General features: G+C 65.6%; 13 protein-coding genes, 1 tRNA gene and 1 other RNA gene. 6 read left to right on the top strand and 9 right to left on the bottom strand.

The genetic code is table 11. The features are described 5' to 3' along the window. Positions 1 to 52 precede the first annotated feature (52 nt). The gene (gene ubiA, locus VWP12_RS04275; protein ID WP_410474753.1) at positions 53 to 913 is read right to left on the bottom strand and encodes a 4-hydroxybenzoate octaprenyltransferase; all 861 of its coding nucleotides are present in this window, start codon (positions 911 to 913) and stop codon (positions 53 to 55) included. Positions 914 to 1078: 165 nt separating this feature from the next. Here ubiA and VWP12_RS04270 point away from each other — a divergent pair, with 165 nt between their 5' ends. Beyond that, a complete protein-coding gene (locus VWP12_RS04270) occupies positions 1079 to 1609 on the top strand; it encodes a gamma carbonic anhydrase family protein (RefSeq protein WP_125199439.1) in 531 nt (176 codons plus the stop codon). 46 nt (positions 1610 to 1655) lie between these two features. On the opposite strand, the gene VWP12_RS04265 is transcribed toward VWP12_RS04270, so the two are convergent. Further along, the gene (locus VWP12_RS04265; RefSeq protein ID WP_410474752.1) at positions 1656 to 2621 is read right to left on the bottom strand and encodes a metal ABC transporter solute-binding protein, Zn/Mn family; all 966 of its coding nucleotides are present in this window, start codon (positions 2619 to 2621) and stop codon (positions 1656 to 1658) included. Positions 2622 to 2761: 140 nt separating this feature from the next. Here VWP12_RS04265 and VWP12_RS04260 point away from each other — a divergent pair, with 140 nt between their 5' ends. Next, the gene (locus tag VWP12_RS04260) at positions 2762 to 3433 is read left to right on the top strand and encodes a metal-dependent transcriptional regulator (RefSeq protein WP_125199441.1); all 672 of its coding nucleotides are present in this window, start codon (positions 2762 to 2764) and stop codon (positions 3431 to 3433) included. Position 3434: 1 nt separating this feature from the next. Here VWP12_RS04260 and VWP12_RS04255 read toward each other — a convergent pair whose 3' ends face one another. The 5 genes from VWP12_RS04255 to ssrA form a co-directional block, all read right to left on the bottom strand. Beyond that, positions 3435 to 4562: a TRAP transporter substrate-binding protein gene (locus VWP12_RS04255; RefSeq protein WP_410474751.1), complete on the bottom strand. Its 1128-nt coding sequence runs from the start codon at positions 4560 to 4562 to the stop codon at positions 3435 to 3437. Between the two features lie 119 nt (positions 4563 to 4681). Next, entirely contained in the window at positions 4682 to 6886 is a 2205-nt protein-coding gene (gene uvrD / locus VWP12_RS04250; RefSeq protein WP_410474750.1) for a DNA helicase II, read from the bottom strand. A gap of 75 nt (positions 6887 to 6961) precedes the next feature. Continuing rightward, positions 6962 to 8266 carry a Glu/Leu/Phe/Val family dehydrogenase gene (locus VWP12_RS04245; protein ID WP_410474749.1) on the bottom strand — a complete coding sequence of 435 codons (1305 nt, stop codon included), beginning with the start codon at positions 8264 to 8266 and terminating at the stop codon, positions 6962 to 6964. 74 nt (positions 8267 to 8340) lie between these two features. Then, positions 8341 to 11235 (bottom strand): EAL domain-containing protein, encoded by a 2895-nt coding sequence (locus tag VWP12_RS04240; RefSeq protein ID WP_410474748.1) that lies wholly within the window; start codon positions 11233 to 11235, stop codon positions 8341 to 8343. A gap of 201 nt (positions 11236 to 11436) precedes the next feature. Further along, positions 11437 to 11798: a transfer-messenger RNA gene (ssrA, locus tag VWP12_RS04235) on the bottom strand. A 550-nt stretch (positions 11799 to 12348) separates the two neighbouring features. On the opposite strand from ssrA, the gene VWP12_RS04230 reads away from it, so the two are divergent. Then, positions 12349 to 13005: a GNAT family N-acetyltransferase gene (locus VWP12_RS04230; protein ID WP_410474747.1), complete on the top strand. Its 657-nt coding sequence runs from the start codon at positions 12349 to 12351 to the stop codon at positions 13003 to 13005. Positions 13006 to 13209: 204 nt separating this feature from the next. Here the strand turns inward: VWP12_RS04230 and VWP12_RS04225 are convergent. Together VWP12_RS04225 and VWP12_RS04220 are read right to left on the bottom strand one after the other, a co-directional pair. After that, positions 13210 to 13285, bottom strand: a tRNA-Thr gene (locus VWP12_RS04225). A gap of 37 nt (positions 13286 to 13322) precedes the next feature. Further along, positions 13323 to 14267: a CHAD domain-containing protein gene (locus VWP12_RS04220; protein ID WP_410474746.1), complete on the bottom strand. Its 945-nt coding sequence runs from the start codon at positions 14265 to 14267 to the stop codon at positions 13323 to 13325. Between the two features lie 161 nt (positions 14268 to 14428). Here VWP12_RS04220 and VWP12_RS04215 point away from each other — a divergent pair, with 161 nt between their 5' ends. Genes VWP12_RS04215 through ubiB form a run of 3 tightly spaced genes read left to right on the top strand, consistent with a single transcriptional unit; the run spans position 14429 to position 17866 of the window. Further along, positions 14429 to 15544, top strand: coding sequence for a phospholipase A (locus VWP12_RS04215; RefSeq protein ID WP_410474745.1), 1116 nt, complete (start codon positions 14429 to 14431; stop codon positions 15542 to 15544). 25 nt (positions 15545 to 15569) lie between these two features. Beyond that, positions 15570 to 16208 carry an SCP2 domain-containing protein gene (locus VWP12_RS04210; RefSeq protein ID WP_125199449.1) on the top strand — a complete coding sequence of 213 codons (639 nt, stop codon included), beginning with the start codon at positions 15570 to 15572 and terminating at the stop codon, positions 16206 to 16208. Continuing rightward, positions 16208 to 17866, top strand: a complete 1659-nt coding sequence (ubiB, locus tag VWP12_RS04205; protein ID WP_125199450.1) for a ubiquinone biosynthesis regulatory protein kinase UbiB — start codon at positions 16208 to 16210, stop codon at positions 17864 to 17866. The genes VWP12_RS04210 and ubiB overlap by 1 nt, the downstream gene beginning before the upstream one ends. Positions 17867 to 17896: the final 30 nt, after the last annotated feature.

The raw sequence follows: 17896 nt of genomic DNA, 5'->3' as shown, positions 1-17896 counted from the left end.
TTTAGATAGCCAGCTATCGGAGTGTAACCGGGCCGTACCGGTGTTGCTTGAATCAGAGGAATCCCGCGATTAGCGCCAGCATGACGATCGCACCGAAGACGTTGTTGCGCCGGAAGGCGAGCACGCAGTCGTCCAGCTGGCGCGACCGGGCGGTGCGCAGGATCCAGACGGCCGACACCGCGGCGACGGCCAGGCCGACGAAATAGCCGGCGGCGAGATCGACCATCGCGCCCACGGCCACAAGCCAGGCCAGCGTCCACAAGTAGGCCAAGGCCACGGCCACCAGGTCGAACCGGCCGAACAGGATCGCCGAGGACTTGACCCCGATCTTTAGGTCGTCCGGCCGGTCGGCCATGGCATATAGGGTGTCGTAGGCGAGCGTCCAGCCGATGTTCGCCAGCAGGAGTAGCCAGGCAACCGGCGCCACCTCGCCGTGGTGGGCAGCGAAGGCCATCGGGATCGCCCAGCCGAAGGCCAGTCCCAGGTGCACCTGCGGCAAATGGTGAAAGCGCTTGCCGAAGGGATAGGTCGCCGCGAGGATCACCGCCACCACCGACAGGGCAATGGTGGTGGTATTGAGCTGCAGGACCAGCAGGAAGGAGATGCCCACCAGCACGGCGAACACGCCCAGCGCCTCGCGTGCAGTGATCCGCCCGGTTGCCAGCGGCCGTCCCTTGGTGCGCGTCACGTGGCCGTCGACGTGCCGGTCGGCAAAGTCGTTGATCGCGCAGCCCGCCGAACGCATGGCGATCACGCCCAGGGTGAAGATCAGGAAGATGAACAGGTCCGGGCGACCCTCCCCGGCAACCCACAGGGCCCAGTAGGTGGGCCAGAGCAGCAGGAAGATACCCACCGGTCGATCCAGCCGGGTCAGGGCAAGATAGGCGCGGGTTTTCTCGGCGATCACGGACACGGTATTACCTGTGGCGGCTGTGGAGGTTCTGCTGAATATCGTCAGTCGTGGGCAGAAACGATATCAGACCCGGCGATGCCCACTTCGGGTTTCCCGCTCTGCCTGCGCTAGAATGCGCGCCAGAACACCAGCAAGCCATCGCCCGATCGAACCCGAGGTTTCCGCATGATCCGCAATTTCCAGGCAAAGCTCCCGACCGTGGCCGAGGACTGCTGGGTCGATCCGACCGCCGTGGTGATCGGTGACGTGGTGCTGGAAGAAGGCGTCTCCATCTGGCCGAACGCGGTGCTGCGCGGCGACGTCCAGCAGATCCGGGCCGGTCGCCTGACCAACCTGCAGGACGGCGTCATCGTGCACGTCAACCAGCCGTCGGCCGCTCATCCACAGGGCATGCCCTGCCGCATCGGCGAGGAAGTGACCGTGGGTCATCGCGCCATCCTGCACGCCTGCACCGTCGGCAACCGGGTGCTGGTCGGCATGGGCGCGATCGTGATGGATGACGTGGTGGTCGAGGACGAGGTGATTATCGCCGCGGGCAGCGTGGTCTCGCCCGGCAAGGTGCTGGAAAGCGGCCACCTCTACGTCGGCGCCCCGGCACGCAAGGTCCGGCCGCTGACCGACGAGGAACGCGAGCACCTAGCCGAATCGGCCCGCTTCTACCGGGAATTGGCGCAGGATCATCGCGCCAGCGGCTGATCGCCCCTCGGTACCGACAGGTTGTCGACCGCCGACCGGCCCCAACCTACTCGGCCGGCGCCTCGCTCCCCGCCTCCGGCAGCGGCTTGAGCCCCAGGATAATCTCGCTGACATTCTCACGGAACAGGCCGATATAGGTGCCGGTGGGCAGGTTGCTATCGCCCAGCCACAGGCCGGTCAATTCCGGCGCCATTCCGACGGACTCGGGAATCGCCGAACCGCGCTTGGCCTCGAGCCATTCCTCGATCGCCTCCTCGCCGGCCCCGGCAACCGTGAAGACGTTCGGCGTCTCGTTGCGCTCGATCAACTCGATGGCCTTCTCGCTCTGATCCTCGTCGGTAACGTCCAGCAGTTCGAAGTGATACGCCTTGGCAAAATAGGCGAACACGTCGTTGTCGGTGACCAGTACCCGTTCGGAACGCGGCACGTCTTCCATCAGCCCCTCCGTCTCCCGCATCAGGGACTGGAGCTCGATATTGATCCGCAGGCGGTTGCCCTCGATCTCGCCGGCCACCGTCTCGAGACGCTCCTTCAACCGGATCGTCAGGTGATCCACCGAGTACTGCAGCAGCGAGGGGTCATGGTAGGTGTGCGGGTTGACGCCATCCTCGGTCTCGATCAGGCGGAAGTCGGGAATGCGATCGGTGAGCACGACCCGGTCGGTCTTCTCGCGGGCCTCGGCCGCCTGGATGAATTCCGGCATCAACCCCAGGCCCTGGTAGACGACGAGATCGGCCGACTCGATCCGCTCCCGATCGTCCTCGTCGAGCGAGTACGCCAGCGGCGATTCTTCGCCGTCGACCACCGCCTCGACCTCGACGAACGAACCGGCGATGTTATCGACCAGCTCGGCGGTGAACGACGTATCAACCACCACTCGGAGGGGTTCGACGTCCCGGTCACCGCCGCCATATTGCAGCACCTCGTCCTGCGCCTGGACGCCGGGGACCAGGAAAACGACGGCCAGCGACAGGGTCGCGACACGGGAAAGCCAACGGGTAAATATCTGCACAACGGGCCTCGCGTGAGTGAAGCGTGGGTCAATATGAGTCATGTATCGGGGGCTGCGGATGGTAGAAAGCCGGGCCAGTCTCCGCAAGGACGGCTCGATACGACCATGCTAACGTAAGGCCTCCGAACTGAGGCGTAACCATGGCGAGCACCGCGTACGAGGACTACCTGAAAGCAATCTTCAAGCTGGCCGAGCAGTCGCCGGAGCCGGCGGTATCCACCTCGGCGATTGCCGACCGGCTGGGCATCGCCCGCGCCTCGGTCACCGCCATGCTCAAGCGTCTGCACGCCGATGGGCTGATCCACTACGCCCGCTACCAGGGCGCGGCGCTCACCGATGCCGGCTGGACCATCGCCGTCGACATGATCCGCCGCCACCGGGTGATCGAGACCTTTCTCGCCCAGGATCTCAAGCTGCCGCTGGCCGAGGTCGATGCCGAGGCGGAAATCCTCGAGCATGCCTTTTCCAGCCGCCTGATCGATCGGTTGTGGGACCACCTCGGCCAGCCGGAGTTCGACCCGCACGGCGCGCCGATCCCGCGCCCCGACGAGGCGCCGGTCGAACGTCGCCAGATGGTGGCCCTGGGGGATCTCGCCATCGACGAAGGCGCGACGGTTGTCCGGCTGGCCGCCGAGAACGCCGCCGACCTGCGTCGCCTGACCCAGCTGGGGATCCTGCCCGGCCAGTTCGTGCGTCGTCGCGCCAGCCAGCCGGGTTCGGCCGACGTGGTGGTCACCATCGGTCGCCACGAGCGCCCGCTCGCAGCTACGCTGGCCGAACGGGTCTGGACCATCCGCTCGGCCAGCGACTGACTCAGTCGAGGAAGCGCTGGCGCGAGGTGAGGAAGGTGTACTCCGAACCCTCGGTCCAGCCGGCCACGTCACTGCGATAGTCGGTCAGCGACTTGTACACGCGCTTGGCGAACTCGTCACCCTCGGTGATCTCGGCGAGCACCTCGTTAGACTTCTCGAACAGCGCCTCCATGATCTCGTCACTGAAGTAGCGCAGCTCGACGCCGTGCTCCTGGGTGAGCGTCTTGAGCGCCCGGTTGTTGCGCGCGGTGAACTCGGACAGCATGTCCAGCGCCGCGCTCTTGATCGCGCCCTCGACGATCGCCTGCAGGTCCGCGGGCAATGCCTCGAAGGCCTCCTGGTTGATCAGGGCTTCCATGGTCGCCGACGGCTCCTGCCAGCCCGGGGCGTAGTAGTACTTGGCCGCTCGGTGGAAGCCGAAGGCGAGATCGTTGAACGGCCCGACCCATTCGGCGGCATCGATGGTGCCGTCGTTGAGCGCCTGGAACAGCTCGCCGCCCGGGGTGTTGACGACCGACACGTCCAGCCGGCGCAGCACCTCGCCACCGATACCCGGCAGGCGCATCTTCAGCCCCTTGAAGTCCTCGACCGAGTCGATCGGCTTTCTAAACCAGCCGCCCATCTGCGGACCGGTGTTGCCGCCCGGACGCGGGATGATGCCGTGCGGGGCGTAGAGCTCTTCCCACAGCTCGATGCCCTCGCCGTGGTAAAGCCAACCGTTCATCTCGTCGGCCGTCAGACCGAACGGGAAGGCCGCGAAAAAGGCCGCCGCCGGCATCTTTCCCTGCCAGTAGTAGGCCGCGCCGTGACCCATCTGGGCGGTGCCCGCCTTGACCGCGTCGAACACCTCCAACGCCGGGACGATCTCGCCGGCCCCGTAGACGTCGACCACCAGCCGGCCTCCCGACATATCGGTGATGTACTTGGCGATGTTGTTCGCACCGGTGCCCAGGCCGGGGAAGTTCTTCGGCCAGGTGGTGACCATCTTCCAGCGGATCGGGTCGGCCGGCGTCGGGCCGTTGGCGGTAACCGCACCGGCCTGTTCGCCGGTCTCGCTGTTGCAGCCGGTCAGGGCAGTGGCGGCAATGCCGGCGGCACCGGCCCAGGTGAGAAACTCGCGCCGTTTCATGGCAGGACTCCTTGAAGGTTTCAAATTGTTCGGTGTGTGCGGAAAACGGGGGCATGAGCCGGAAGCTCGAGACCTGAAGCTGGAAGAATAGACGTTTCGAGCTCCCCGCTTCTAGCTTCCTAGGCCGGTTGCAGGTTCGCATACGACAGGATCAGCCACTTCGCGCCGTGCTGGCCGAAGTTGACCTGTACCCGCGCCGAGGCGCCGGTGCCCTCGCAATCGAGGATGGTGCCCTCGCCGAATTTCGCGTGACGCACGTTCTGGCCGATCTCGAAGCCGGTCTCGTTCTGCTTGTGGGTGCGTGGACCTGGCTCGCCCTCAGGTCGTCGGGCACCGAAGGCCTGCGCCGCGCGGGCCGCGCGCGGCCGAACCTCCTCGACCAGGTCCGGCGGCAGCTCGCCGAGAAAGCGCGACGGCATGGGGAATATCTGCTTGCCGTGCAGGCGACGCGACTCGGCGCAGGTGATGGTCAACTGCTGCTCGGCGCGGGTGATGCCGACGTAGCAGAGCCGGCGCTCCTCCTCGAGGCGCCCCGGCTCGTCAATGGACATCTGGTGCGGAAACAGCCCTTCCTCGACGCCGACCAGGAACACCTGCGGGAACTCGAGTCCCTTGGCTGCGTGCAGGGTCATCATCTGCACGCAGTCCTCCCACGCCGCACCCTGCGCCTCGCCGGCCTCGAGGCTCGCGTGGGCAAGGAAGGCCTCGAGCTCGCCCATCTCTTCAGCCGTGTCGCGATCCATGACAAAGCCACGCCCGGCGTTGACCAGCTCGTCGAGGTTCTCGATCTTCGCCTCGCCGCGCTCGCGGTCACGGTCCTTCTCGAACAGCGCGCGCAGGCCGCTCTTGTCGATGGTCTTCTCGATGCGCTCGCCCAGCTCGTCGCTGAGTGTCTGCTGGTCGATCGCCTCGATCAGCGTCATGAACTGGCGCAGGGCGCCGGCCGCACGGGGAGAAAGCTGGTTCTCCGCCAGCAGGATCAGCGCGGCGTCCCACAGCGAGGCGCCCTGCTCGCGCGCCGCCTGGCGGATTTCGTTGAGTGTCTTGTCGCCGATGCCGCGGGTGGGCCGGTTGACGATCCGGTCGAAGGAGGTGTCATCGTGGCGATTGGCAACCAGCTTCAAGTAGGCGAGCGCATCGCGGATCTCGGCACGTTCGAAAAAGCGCAGCCCGCCGTATATGCGATACGGCATGCCCTCGCGGATCAACGCCTCCTCGAGCAGGCGCGACTGGGCATTCGAGCGATACAGCACCGCGCAGTCGGCGCGGTCGTGGCCCTCGCGCACCGCGGTGGCGATCTGCTCGACCACGAAGTTGGCCTCGTCCTGGTCGTTGAAGGCGCGGTAGAAGCGGATCGGCGCGCCGTGGTCACCCTCGGTCCAGAGGTTCTTGCCCAGCCTTCCGGCGTTTCTCGCGATGACGCTGTTGGCCGCCTCGAGGATGGTGCGCGTCGAGCGGTAGTTCTGCTCGAGGCGAATCAGGTGCGTGTTGGGAAAGTCGCGCGAGAAGTGCTGGATGTGCTCGACCTTCGCGCCCCGCCAGCCGTAGATGGACTGGTCGTCGTCACCCACGGCGAAGATGCCGTTGTCCTCGCCCACCAGCAGCCGCGCCCAGGCGTACTGCAGGGCGTTGGTGTCCTGGAACTCGTCGATCAGCACCTGGCGAAAGCGCCGCTGGTAGTGCGCGCGCAGCGCATCGTTGCCGCGCAGCAGCTCGGTGGCACGCAGCAGAAGCTCGGTGAAATCGACCAGGCCACTGCGTTCGCAGACGCGTTCGTAGGCCTTGTAGATCACGATCACCTGGTCGCGGATGGGGTCGTCACCCGGCACCACGTGGCGGGCGCGCAGACCCTCTTCCTTGAAGCCGTTGATCATCGAGGCGACCAGCCGCGGCGGGAAGCGATTCTCGTCGAGCTCCGCCTCGCGGATCAGGCGCTTGACCAGTCGCAGCTGGTCGTCCGAATCGATGATCTGGAAGCCCTCGGGCAGGCCCGCCTCGCGGGCGTGCTGACGCAGCAGGCGGTGCGACAGGCCATGGAAGGTGCCCACCCACATGCCGTCGACGCCGCGCGGGCCCAGCTCCTGCCCGTCGAGCAGCGCGCCCAACCGCCCGCGCATCTCGCCGGCGGCCTTGTTGGTGAAGGTCACCGCCAGCAGCGAATACGGCGAGATGCCCTGCTCGGAGACCAGCCACGCCATGCGGTGGGTAAGCACGCGCGTCTTGCCCGAACCGGCACCGGCCAGCACCAGGGTGGCCAATGACGGGCTGGTCACCGCCTCGCGCTGGGCGGCGTTGAGGGGGTCGAGAATCGGATCTTGAAACATCGCCACATTGTACCGGAACCGACCCGCAAACCGACCGCCCGAATGGGTTGTCCAACCCGCGCGCCAACGACCGCTCTACGGTCCGGTATCACCGCAGAAATACCGCTCGGTACCCAACCCGTCCATGGCGATGGCGATGCGTTCGATCCCCTGCCGGTAGGCCGCCGAACGCAGGGATTCCTCCTCGGTGACCGCCCGTTCGAAAACCAGATCGGCCTGTTCGGCAAGACGCTCGGACAGCCGCCGCTCGATCTCGTCTTCGGTCCAGTAGTCGCCCATCCGGTTCTGTACCCATTCCATGTGGCTGACGATCACCCCGCCACTGTTGGCGAGCACGTCGGGAATGACCGTCACGTCCCGCTCGGCCAACTTGACGTCGGCGGCGTTGTTGATCGGGCCGTTGGCGATTTCCAGGATCGTCGGCGCGCGAATGGAATCGACGTTCTTCTCGGTGATGGCGTTCTCCAGGGCCGCGAGCACGAGCACATCGACGTCGAGCGCCAGCAGTTGCTCGTTGGTGAGCTTTTCCACCTCGACCTCCGCACAGACGGACGCCTCGCAGTAGACCTGCCCCGAAAGCTCGGAGGACTGGTGCTTGCGCTCCCAGATCGGCAGCGGGTCCAGACCCTCCTCCCGGTAGATCGCGCCGCGCGAATCGCCAATGGCGACGACCCGGTAGCCGGCATCGTGCGCCAGGCGGGCAAAGTGAAAGCCCGCGTTGCCGAAGCCCTGCACCGCGACACGCGGGCGCTGGTCGGCACGGCCGCGCCGGCGCTCCCAGATATTGAGCACCTGCAGTGCGCCGCGACCGGTTGCCGCCGTGCGCCCCAGCGAACCACCGTGGCCGGGCGGCTTGCCGGTGATCACGCCACGGCGATGCTGACCGGCGGCCTGACGGTACTCGTCGGCCATCCAGCCCATGATGGTTTCGTTGGTGTTCACATCCGGCGCGGGGATGTCCCGATCCGGGCCGATCACGTCGAGCAGCGCCCGGATGTAGCCGCGCGAGAGGCGCTCGAGCTCCAGGCGCGAGAGCTGCTTCGGGTCGACGCAGATACCCCCTTTGGCCCCGCCGAACGGCAGGTCGACCACCGCGCACTTGACGGCCATCCAGAAGCTCAACGCGGCGACCTCGTCGCCGGTGACGTTGGGATGGAAACGGATGCCGCCCTTGCCGGGCCCACGGGTGTTGTCGTAGAGCGAACGCCAGCCGGTGAAGACCTTGAGCGAGCCGTCGTCCATGCGCAATGGAATCTCCACCTCGACCACCCGATTGGGTTGAGACAACCGCCGCCGGGCGTCTTCCGAGATGCGTTCGTCGTCCATCAACGGCTTGAGGTGCACCAGCGCATCGGCCAGCAGTCCACCGGTCTTCGTCATGATCGTTCCTCCATCGTCACGCGGCTGTTCCCGCCGGCCTTCGCCGAGGGGCCTTCGCTCTGAGCGTAGCAGCGTTACTCGGCCAAGAGGCGGGCGAAGGCGGCAGGCGGCAGCGGCGGGCTGAAGAGATAACCCTGGTAGCTGTCGCAACCATTGGCGCGGAGGAAGCCCAGTTGCGCCTCGGTTTCGACACCCTCGGCGATCACCGACAGACGCAGCGCGTGCCCCATGGCGAGGATGGCACCGGCAATCTCGCGATCATCGTTGTTGTCGGCCAGGTCATCGATGAAGCGCTTGTCGATCTTCAGGACATCGATGGGGAACTGGCGCAGGTAGGCCAGCGAGGAGTACCCGGTGCCGAAATCGTCGATGGCCAGGTGCAACCCCAGCCGACGCAGGGCACGCAGCAATCGGACGGAACGCTCCTGCTGGTGCATCAGCGCGCTCTCGGTCAGCTCGAGCTCGAGCTGATCGGGTGGGTAACCGGTCTCGTCGAGTACCGCACGGACCCGGTCGACCAACGACTCATCGTGCAGCTGCCGCGCCGAGAGGTTCACCGCCAACCTGGGGACCGGCAAGCCGGCATCGCGCCACCCCTGCCCCTGGCGACAGGCCTCGCGCAGGACCCATTCACCCAGGGTGGCGATCATCCCGGTCTGTTCGGCCACCGGAATGAAGGCATCCGGCGGCACCAGTCCGCGCTCGCCGTCACGCCAGCGCACCAGCGCCTCGGCACCGATGATGCGACCACTGGCGATCTCAATCTGGGGTTGATAATGCAACTCGAGCTCACCGGCCTCGATCGCTCGGCGCAGGCGGGTTTCCATCTCGATGCGGTGGCGGGCACTGGCCGTCAGGCTGTCGTCGAAGAAGCGGAACCCCCCGCGCCCCTCGGCCTTGGCGCGGTAGACCGCCGCATCGGCCTGTTGCAGCAGTGCCTCGGGGCTACCGCCGAAATCCGGATAGCAGGTGATGCCGACACTTGCGCCCAGGCGAACCTCGCTGCCGTTGTCCAGTCGCCACGGTCGGCTGAGCACCTCGATGATCGTCTCGGCCAGGCCCGCAAGATCGGTTCGGCTGACATTTTCCGCCAGCACCGCGAACTCGTCACCGCCCAGCCGGGCGAGACAACGCCCCTCGAGCAGCGATTCCAACCGTTGGGCGGCCTGGCGCAACAGGGTGTCACCCACGTGGTGACCATAACTGTCGTTGACGTCGCGGAAACGATCGAGATCGATCAGCAGCAGCCCCAGCGCCGCCACCTCGGCCGAAGCGACGCGATCACGCAGATGCGACAGGAGCAGCGCGCGGTTGGGCAGGTCGGTGAGCGCATCGTGGCGGGCGAGGAAATCCAGCCGCGCCTCGGTGGCCCGCAGCCGCGACATGTCGGTGAACAGGTGGACCACGTGATCGCCCTCGCCGGCCGGCCCGACCACCCGGCTGATCGCGCGCAACTCGGGGAAGATCTCGCCGTTCTTGCGCCGACTGGTCAACTCGCCCTGCCAGTGCCCGCTCGCCGCCAGTTCGTCTCGAATCGCTGACCAGGGACTCGTCGCGTGCTCGGCGTCCAGCAGGGTAACCGGCCGACCCAGCACCTCGTCCTCGGTGTAGCCGGTCAAGGACTGGAACGCCCGGTTGACCATCACGATCCGCTCGTCGGCATCGGTGATGATCACGCCCTCGAGCGTGTTTTCCAGTACCGCGGCCGCCTCGCGCTGGCGACGCTCGCCCTCGCGCTGCTCGGTGATGTCGGTGACCACCCCCTCGATCCGCTCGACCTGTCCGTGCTCGTCGCGGAAGACGTGGGTGAGATCACCAACCCAGCGCGGGGTGCCATCGGCATGCAGGATGCGGTACTCCTGGCGGTAGGCGGTCGCCCCGGCGGCGAGGCGCTCTTCGACCTCCGCGTCCACCCGTTCCATGTCGTCCGGGTGGACGATGTCGGCGAAGTGACGGCTGCCGTCGAGGAACTCCTCGGCCGTGTACCCCCAGCGCGAGACGTTGCCGGAGACGAACGCCACCGGCCAGCCAGGCCTTGGCAACCAACGGAACAGCACCACCGGGCTCGCCTCGATCACCTCGTGGGCCGTCTCCAGGGCACGACGGGTTTCGGCAAGCCGCCGACCACGGATCGCCGACACCCGACGCAGTCGCCACACCACACCGAGGGCCGCAAGTAGCAGGAGCCCACCGATGGCAATCAGCCACCCCACCCAGCCGGGCGCAGCCACCCGCGGACGCTCCCCCAACCAATGCTCGAGGATGTCGAAATAGACCGAGTCACCATCGCCCTGCCAACGCGCGAGATGCTGATCGATCGCGTCCAGCAACTCGGGATTGAGCCCCTGCCCGGTCGCAAAGAACAGCCGGGCCGGCTCCATGACCACCGGCGTGCGCTTGAGGCCATAGTCGGCGTGATAGCGACTGCCGAACAGGTGATTGACGAGTGCCACATCGGCTCGTTCGGCGGAGACGGCCTCGAAGGCGGCATGAAAGTCCTCGACGAGCAGCGGCTCGAAGGCGATGCCGAACTCGTCGAACAAGGCATCGATCCGCGCCTGCTGGATCGATCCCTCCAGCAACGCGATGCGCCGCCCGGCCAGATCGAAGATCGAGTTCACCTCGAGGTCCGGGTGCCGATAGACCTGCGACCAACTGTGCAGGGCAGGCAGGGTGTGAAAGTCGAGTCGAGCCTCGCGCTCATCGCTTATGGCCACATCGGGCATCAAGTCGATTTCGCCGCGTTGGGTTCGGTCCAGGCACTCGGACCAGGCGCATTCCTCGAACGACAGGACCCACCCTTCCTCCGTCGCAATGCGTTCGATGAGCTCGACGAAAATGCCCGAAGGGTGGCCCTCGGCATCACGGAATACCTTCGGGTCGTTCTCATAAAGCCCGACCGTCACCTCGCGGGCCGACGCCGTGGTGGCCAGCAACGACAACGCCAGTGCCCAGGCCAATCTCCGCATGGCCCGGCCTAAGCCTTCGCAAAACAGTCGGTTAATTCCATAACCGGATAATGGCATGTCCTACCGCATTGCGGAACGACTGAATCGACGGCTCGGCCTGCATGGCCGGCGGGGCGTTCGTCAATCGGCGACGACTGGGCGACGACTGGGGGAGACAAAAAAAGGGCCAACCATCGCTGGCTGGCCCTTCTCGGCGGAGTTTGGTGGAGGTGGCGGGAGTCGAACCCGCGTCCGCAAGCCCTACGCTCTCGGTCCTACATGCTTGTCCTGTCTATTGCTTTAACCGAGTACTACCCGACAGGCAGGGAAGATACTCGGCGAGTCCGGCTAGAGTTTTAGTGGATCCACGCCGGACGCGCTTCACCACGAGCTTGTGAGAGTCGACGCCTGGGTTCCGGACGCACAAGCACGGCTCCGGCCAGACGGCACCCTACAGGGTTTTAAGCTGCGAGTGCGTAGTTGTCGTCGTTGGCAACTATTGGTTTTGCAGTTGTTTAACGAGGAGACTACACCTCGGCATGCACCTTGAGTTTCGTGACCCACGTCGAAGCCGTATCACCCCCGGCTTGCTACATGTATTGGGTCGTCACTCGAGATTTCAAGTCCCCGGCAACCGTCCGAGGACGTCAAACCGGGTTCAGGATCTTCTGATGAATCAGACCCGAGCACGGGCGGGAAGTTCCGCATCGACGACCGTCGGCGCGGCCCATGCTCCGGACATCGCAGTCTAGGTCATTACCGCGCCGGGCACAAAACCAATGGCGCGCACCGCCCCTCACTCAACCCGACGATCGGATGCCTCACCGTCTGTCGAAAATGCGATCGAAAGTATCGCGACGCCCGTATTTTTGGGCTCAGGGGAACCATGACGGAGACAGGGGGCACTAAGCAGTCATTGCTCGAACCTGTTCAACAGCTCCTTCCCGGAAGATTAAGGCCGGGTTTCAACGCTGTCGGCGGACCTGCTCGTCCGACTTGAGGTGAACGCCGCGGATCCACGTGGGCACACCCGAACCTTCGGGGAAAGCAGTTTGCGTCCGATCCGGGGAGAGGCCATCGTGGCCCGCCGTGAGGGCGGCGGCCGCACAAACCATCAACCGCGAAGGAAAACTGATGATGACCGACATGAGCGCGGCATTGAGCGAGCTGCCCGAACGGGTCGTCATGCAACCAGCGGACGCGCTATCGACACGGGTCGAGGTCTACCAGGTCAGGGATCGTCACCCCACGATCGAGGAACAACAGATGGCGGCGGTCGGACCCACGGTATTCCGTCCGCTGCTCGGCGAGGCCGTTACCCAGCGTCGTATTTTCGCCGAGACAGTCGACTACTCGCGCATTCTCTTTCTGCGTGCCGACGATTCGCTGGTCGGCCACCTGCAGTTCTACCTCGATGGCAAGGGGCCGCAGCGAGTGATCTGGTCACGCGTGCGGCGCGAGTTCGGCTGCCCCCACGGCGCACCACGTGCGCTGGGGGCAGAGGCCGTCATGCGCTGGATGGCGGCCCAAGGGCCTTATATCAGTCGGCTCATCATTCGCCCGGAGTACCGCGGCAGGGGGTTCGGCAGCGTCCTGCTCGAAGCGGCGATCGATCATTTGCGCGAGCAAGGTGTGCGACAAGTCACGCTCGATGCCTGGGCCAGCGAAAAGCACGTTCAGCGGTTCTACCGGCGGCATGGCTTCATCGCTTGCGAAGACCCGAGTCCGATCCGGCTGCTGTTCAATCGTGTCGGCGGTTCGGGCGTCACCTGGTATGTGAAAAGGCTCTAGCAGCCCCTCCACGGGGGTTACGTGTCCCCCGTGGTCGAGAATGCCTTCCACACGCCCGGTCATGCCTCCGAATCGGAGACGGTCATAAAAAGTCGGGAAGCGTTAACGGCCGGACAACCCGCCTTGCGGGGCCCGAGGGTGTACGTTGAGGAAGCAATCAGGAGCAGCGTTGATTGCTGCCGCCCTGATTCCAGGCGAGGAAACTGGTGCCGGAGATAGGAGTCGAACCTACGACCTTGGCATTACGAATGCCCTGCTCTACCAACTGAGCTACTCCGGCGCGGGACCGGGCATTTTTGTCGTTTTCCCCTGGCTTGTCAATTCGCCGCCGGAGCGGCCTTTTCGAGCTCGCCGATCAGGCGGTTACGGGCGGTATACAGCCGTTTCTCGGACGCCGGACGGCGTGCTTCCCAGTCACGCCACATCACCTCGAACTGGGCGTCCTGCCAGGCCGACAGCCGGATGGTGTCGTCGCGCACGCCAGTGAAGGTCTGGCTCAAGGGTCTCGCCTGCTTACCCGGGCGGGCGAGAGGCGCGGGCAGCGCGTCAGTCAGCAACCAGCCGGCGTAATCGGCCAAGTGCGCACGGAAGACCACCAGATCGTGCAGGTCGCCCAGCCAGTCCTGGATGGTCTTGAGATCGGCGAGCATGGGCTCGACCACGGCAAAGGGCTCGTCCATGGGTTCGATCAGGTAGCGCAGATGCTTGACCTGGATGCGCGCGGCATGAAACCCCGAGCGACCCGCCGAAAGGTCACGCTCGATGTGTTCGGTCATCATGGAGACCTGGCTCGCGAACCAGCGACCGAACGGAACGGTGCCCTTGCGTGCCCGCGGCTTGAGGCCGGGCTTGACGTCGAACGCCAGATCGCCGACCACCGGCTGACGTTCATCGGCTAGGCGACGTATCCGCGCCGCCACATCGGCACAGTCGGCATCCTTGGCGACCCGGTCGAGCAGTTCGAGCATCACCTCGTGATCGCGCATCGGACTGCTCGAACGGGCCAGCGCCTTGAGTCGCCGCCGCGTTGACTTGCGCGTGCGCACGACGTCACGCGACAAACGCAACCAGACGCGCAGGCGCCGCAACTCGACCCGCAGGTCGTGCAGGGCCTCGGGGTCGTCGGCCGCCTCGAGGTAATGGGCCCAGGCACGACGGAAGACGGCCTGCTGGGCGCGAATGAGCACGGCTGCGATCTCGCCGGCCGGCTGGGTGAGGAAATCGGCGTCCAGTTGCCGAGCGTGCGTCTTGGCCTGTCCCATGCTGCCCTCCGGGGTCCGCGGGGGAACTCCCGTCCATCCGGCAACTCTGAATGAGTCGCCGACGGGCCTTTCCCGGCACGGATTCGACATGCCGGTTCGGCGTTCCATTCGGTACCGTCTATCATGGCCCACCGGCCGCCATCCATCAAAGACTTGCCGCCATGTCCCATTTCTTGTTCCGTCCCAACCACCGCCACCTGTCCGCAGCGCTGTCCGGACTCGCGCTGCTGGGCGTTCTGAGTCCGGCCACCGCCCAGACCGACACGCCCGACTGGTCGGCATGTGCCGCGATCGATGCCGACGCAAAGCGGTTGGCCTGCTTCGATCGACTGGCCTCCAGCGGCCCGGCAGCACTCGAGGACGATGCCACGCAGGCCGAAGAGCAGGGGCAGACGACAAGCAACACCAGTACTGGACCGGTCGCCGCGTCGCAAGCGGAAGAGGATGAGTCCACCCCGATGATCAACGAATCCCAGCCGGTGGCCCTGGAGCGTCGACTCAAGTCGGAGCAGTCGGGTGAGCGCAATCCGTTCGTGATGCGCAGCTACAAGCCGAACTACATCATGCCGGCGACCTATACACCGACCGACCTGTCACGCGACGTCTACGACTTCGAGCCCCAGCACGCCGAGACCAAGTTCCAGCTGTCGTTCCAGTTCGACTGGTTCGAGGATCCATTCGGCCCCAACACCGCGCTGTATTTCGGCTACACCCAGCTCTCGCTCTGGCAGACCTACAACACCGAGTTTCTCGGCTCCGACGAGGACGCCTCCTCCCCGTTTCGCGAGACCAACTACGAGCCCGAGGTGGGCGTGAGCTTCAACACGGATTTCTCGCTGGCCGGCCTGACCTTCAAGCGCTCCCGGCTATCGCTGATCCACACCTCCAACGGCCAGGGTGGTGAGCGTTCGCGCAGCTGGAACCGGCTCGCCGCGAGCACCTCCTTCGGTCGCGGCCATTTCGCCGGTCGCCTCCGCGGCTGGTATCACCTGCCCGAGGCGGGTGAGGAGCAAAACCCGGACATCACCGACTACATGGGATACGGCGACCTGATGCTGGCCTACAAGTGGAAAGACCAGACCATCGCGGCCACCCTGCGCAACAACCTCGACTTCGCCAACAACAAAGGCGCCGTCCAGGTGGACTACAGCTTCCCGCTGTCGAAACGCGTCAAGGGCTATGTGCAATACTTCAATGGCTACGGGGAAAGCCTGATCGACTACAATCGCTCGGTCAGCCGTATCGGCTTGGGCATCGCCCTGACCGACTGGCTCTGATCCATTCGTCACTGCCCGTGCCCCCATGATTTCCACCGCCCTGCGTTTCAGCGCCGAAACCGTCATCAATCGACTAATTCAGCGCGACACGAACGCGCGCGCCCGACTGGCAGACCTGTCCGGCCTGGTGATCGCCGTCGAGATCGAACACCCCCATCTCACGATCACCGTCACGCCTACCACCAACGGGCTGATGTGGCGAGCCGCCGATGACCTGCCACCCGATGCCCGCATTCATACCAGCGGCCCGGCGTTGCTGGCCGTCCTGCAGCGCGAGCACGCCTCGGACTCGCTGTTTACCGGCGACCTCACCATCGAGGGCGACGAGCAGGCGGCCACCCGCTTCCTACGCGCCTTGAGCGAGCTCGATATTGACTGGGCCGACTGGCTGGCCGAAAAAGTCGGCGTCTCAGCCGCCGGGGTGGTCGAACAGGCGGCACAGCAAGCCCAACGAAACGCGGCTGAATGGCGCGAAACCCGCCGCATCGAACAGCATGACTACCTGGTGCACGAGGCCCGGATCATTGCCGATGACTTCGACCTGCCGGACTTTCTCGAGGGCGTGGACGAGACACGCGCGGCCGTCGAGCGGCTCGAGCGTCGCATCGAGCGCCTCGAGGCAGCCGCTGGCAACGCGCCCCGCAACAACCCCGAGGAGGCCTGATGCGACCCCGACTGCTCTGGCGCCTGGTGGTGATCCAGTTCGTGCTGCTGCGCCACGGCCTCGACGAGATCGTGCTGGCGCTCAAGATCTTCCGCCCAATCCGCTTCCTCAAGTTCGCGTCGCCCTGGTACTGGTTCTCGAACAACCGCCAGCGCACGCGCGGCGAACGGCTGGTCGCGGCACTCGAAGACCTCGGGCCGATCTTCGTCAAGTTCGGTCAGATGCTCTCCACCCGGCGCGACCTGCTGCCACCGGATCTGGCCGAGGCCTTGTCCGCACTGCAGGATCGAGTCCGCCCCTTCCCCGCCGAGGTTGCCCGAGCGCGCATCGAGGCGGCACTCGGCGCCTCGGTCACCGAACACTTCGCCTGCTTCGAGGCCGAGCCGCTGGCCTCGGCGTCGATCGCCCAGGTGCATGCCGCCACGCTGGACGACGGCCAGGAGGTGATCGTCAAGATCACCCGGCCGGGCATTCATCGCCGCATCCGCAGCGATCTCGAGATCCTCTACACCGTGGCGCGACTGGCCGAACGCTACTGGTCGGAAGGCCCGCGCCTGCACCCGGTGGAAGTGGTCACCGAGTTCGACAAGACCCTGATGAACGAGCTCGACCTGCAGCGCGAGGCGGCCAACGCCGCCGAACTCAAGCGCCAGTTCGAGGGCTCGCCGATGCTCTACGTGCCGGCGGTCTACTGGGACTGGTGTCGCACCGACGTGCTGGTCCAGGAGCGTATCCACGGCATTCCGATCGCGCGCACGGACCTGCTACGCGCGGCGAACGTCAACATGCAGCGGCTGGCCGAACGCGGCGTGGAGGTGTTCTTCACCCAGGTGTTCAAGCACAACTTTTTCCACGCCGACATGCACCCGGGCAACATCTTCGTTGACGCGAGCGACCCGGAGCAGCCGCGCTACATGGCGGTGGATTTCGGCATCGTCGGTTCGTTGATGCCCGAGGATCAGCGCTATCTCGCCGAGAACTTTCACGCCTTCTTCAACCGCGACTATCGCCGCGTGGCCGAGCTGCACGTCGAATCGGGCTGGGTGCCGAACACCACGCGGGTCGAGGAATTCGAGGCGGCGATCCGCACGGTCTGCGAGCCGATCTTCCAGAAGCCGCTGCGCGAGATCTCCTTCGGCCACTTCCTGCTGCGACTGTTCCAGGTCGCGCGCCAGTTCGACATGGAAGTCCAGCCGCAGCTGGTCCTGCTGCAGAAGACACTGCTGGCCATCGAGGGACTGGGCCGGGAGCTCTACCCGGACCTCGACCTCTGGCAGACCGCCAAGCCGTTCATCGAACGCTGGATGCGCGAGCGCATCGGCCCCAAGGCCTTTCTCGAGCGCTTCAAAGACGAACTGCCCTATCTCAACCAGCACCTGTCCGAACTTCCGCGCCTGTCCATCCAGGCCATGCAGCAGGTCCATCGCCAGTCGGAGATCCTCGAAGGGCAACGCCGCGAGCTGGTATCGCTCCGCCACGAGGCCCATCGTGATCGGGCCCGCAACCGCCTGACGCTCATCGGTGCGCTGTTGCTGGTGGTGTTCCTCGCCACGCAGGGTGGACGCATCGAGCAGGAGGGCATCACGGCCTTGTCGTGGATCGGCTGGGCGGAACTCGTGGGTGCTGCCAGCTTTCTTTTCGCCGCCCTGCGTCGCTGACGAATCTGTAAATCGATCGGCTTTCCAGCC

This window comes from Guyparkeria sp. TX1 (assembly GCF_046523965.1).
Lineage (GTDB): Bacteria > Pseudomonadota > Gammaproteobacteria > Halothiobacillales > Halothiobacillaceae > Guyparkeria.
Note: the sequence above shows the minus strand (reverse complement) of the source record. Positions and strands in the feature narration are given on the sequence as shown.

Excerpts from the sequence above, each read along its gene's own strand:
- VWP12_RS04220 (WP_410474746.1), bottom strand. The coding sequence starts at position 14,267 with ATGGGACAGGCCAAGACGCACGCTCGGCAACTGGACGCCGATTTCCTC.
- VWP12_RS04270 (WP_125199439.1), top strand. The coding sequence starts at position 1,079 with ATGATCCGCAATTTCCAGGCAAAGCTCCCGACCGTGGCCGAGGACTGC.
- ubiB (WP_125199450.1), top strand. The coding sequence starts at position 16,208 with ATGCGACCCCGACTGCTCTGGCGCCTGGTGGTGATCCAGTTCGTGCTG.
- uvrD (WP_410474750.1), bottom strand. The coding sequence starts at position 6,886 with ATGTTTCAAGATCCGATTCTCGACCCCCTCAACGCCGCCCAGCGCGAG.
- VWP12_RS04245 (WP_410474749.1), bottom strand. The coding sequence starts at position 8,266 with ATGACGAAGACCGGTGGACTGCTGGCCGATGCGCTGGTGCACCTCAAG.
- VWP12_RS04260 (WP_125199441.1), top strand. The coding sequence starts at position 2,762 with ATGGCGAGCACCGCGTACGAGGACTACCTGAAAGCAATCTTCAAGCTG.
- VWP12_RS04215 (WP_410474745.1), top strand. The coding sequence starts at position 14,429 with ATGTCCCATTTCTTGTTCCGTCCCAACCACCGCCACCTGTCCGCAGCG.
- VWP12_RS04255 (WP_410474751.1), bottom strand. The coding sequence starts at position 4,562 with ATGAAACGGCGCGAGTTTCTCACCTGGGCCGGTGCCGCCGGCATTGCC.
- VWP12_RS04210 (WP_125199449.1), top strand. The coding sequence starts at position 15,570 with ATGATTTCCACCGCCCTGCGTTTCAGCGCCGAAACCGTCATCAATCGA.
- VWP12_RS04230 (WP_410474747.1), top strand. The coding sequence starts at position 12,349 with ATGATGACCGACATGAGCGCGGCATTGAGCGAGCTGCCCGAACGGGTC.
- VWP12_RS04240 (WP_410474748.1), bottom strand. The coding sequence starts at position 11,235 with ATGCGGAGATTGGCCTGGGCACTGGCGTTGTCGTTGCTGGCCACCACG.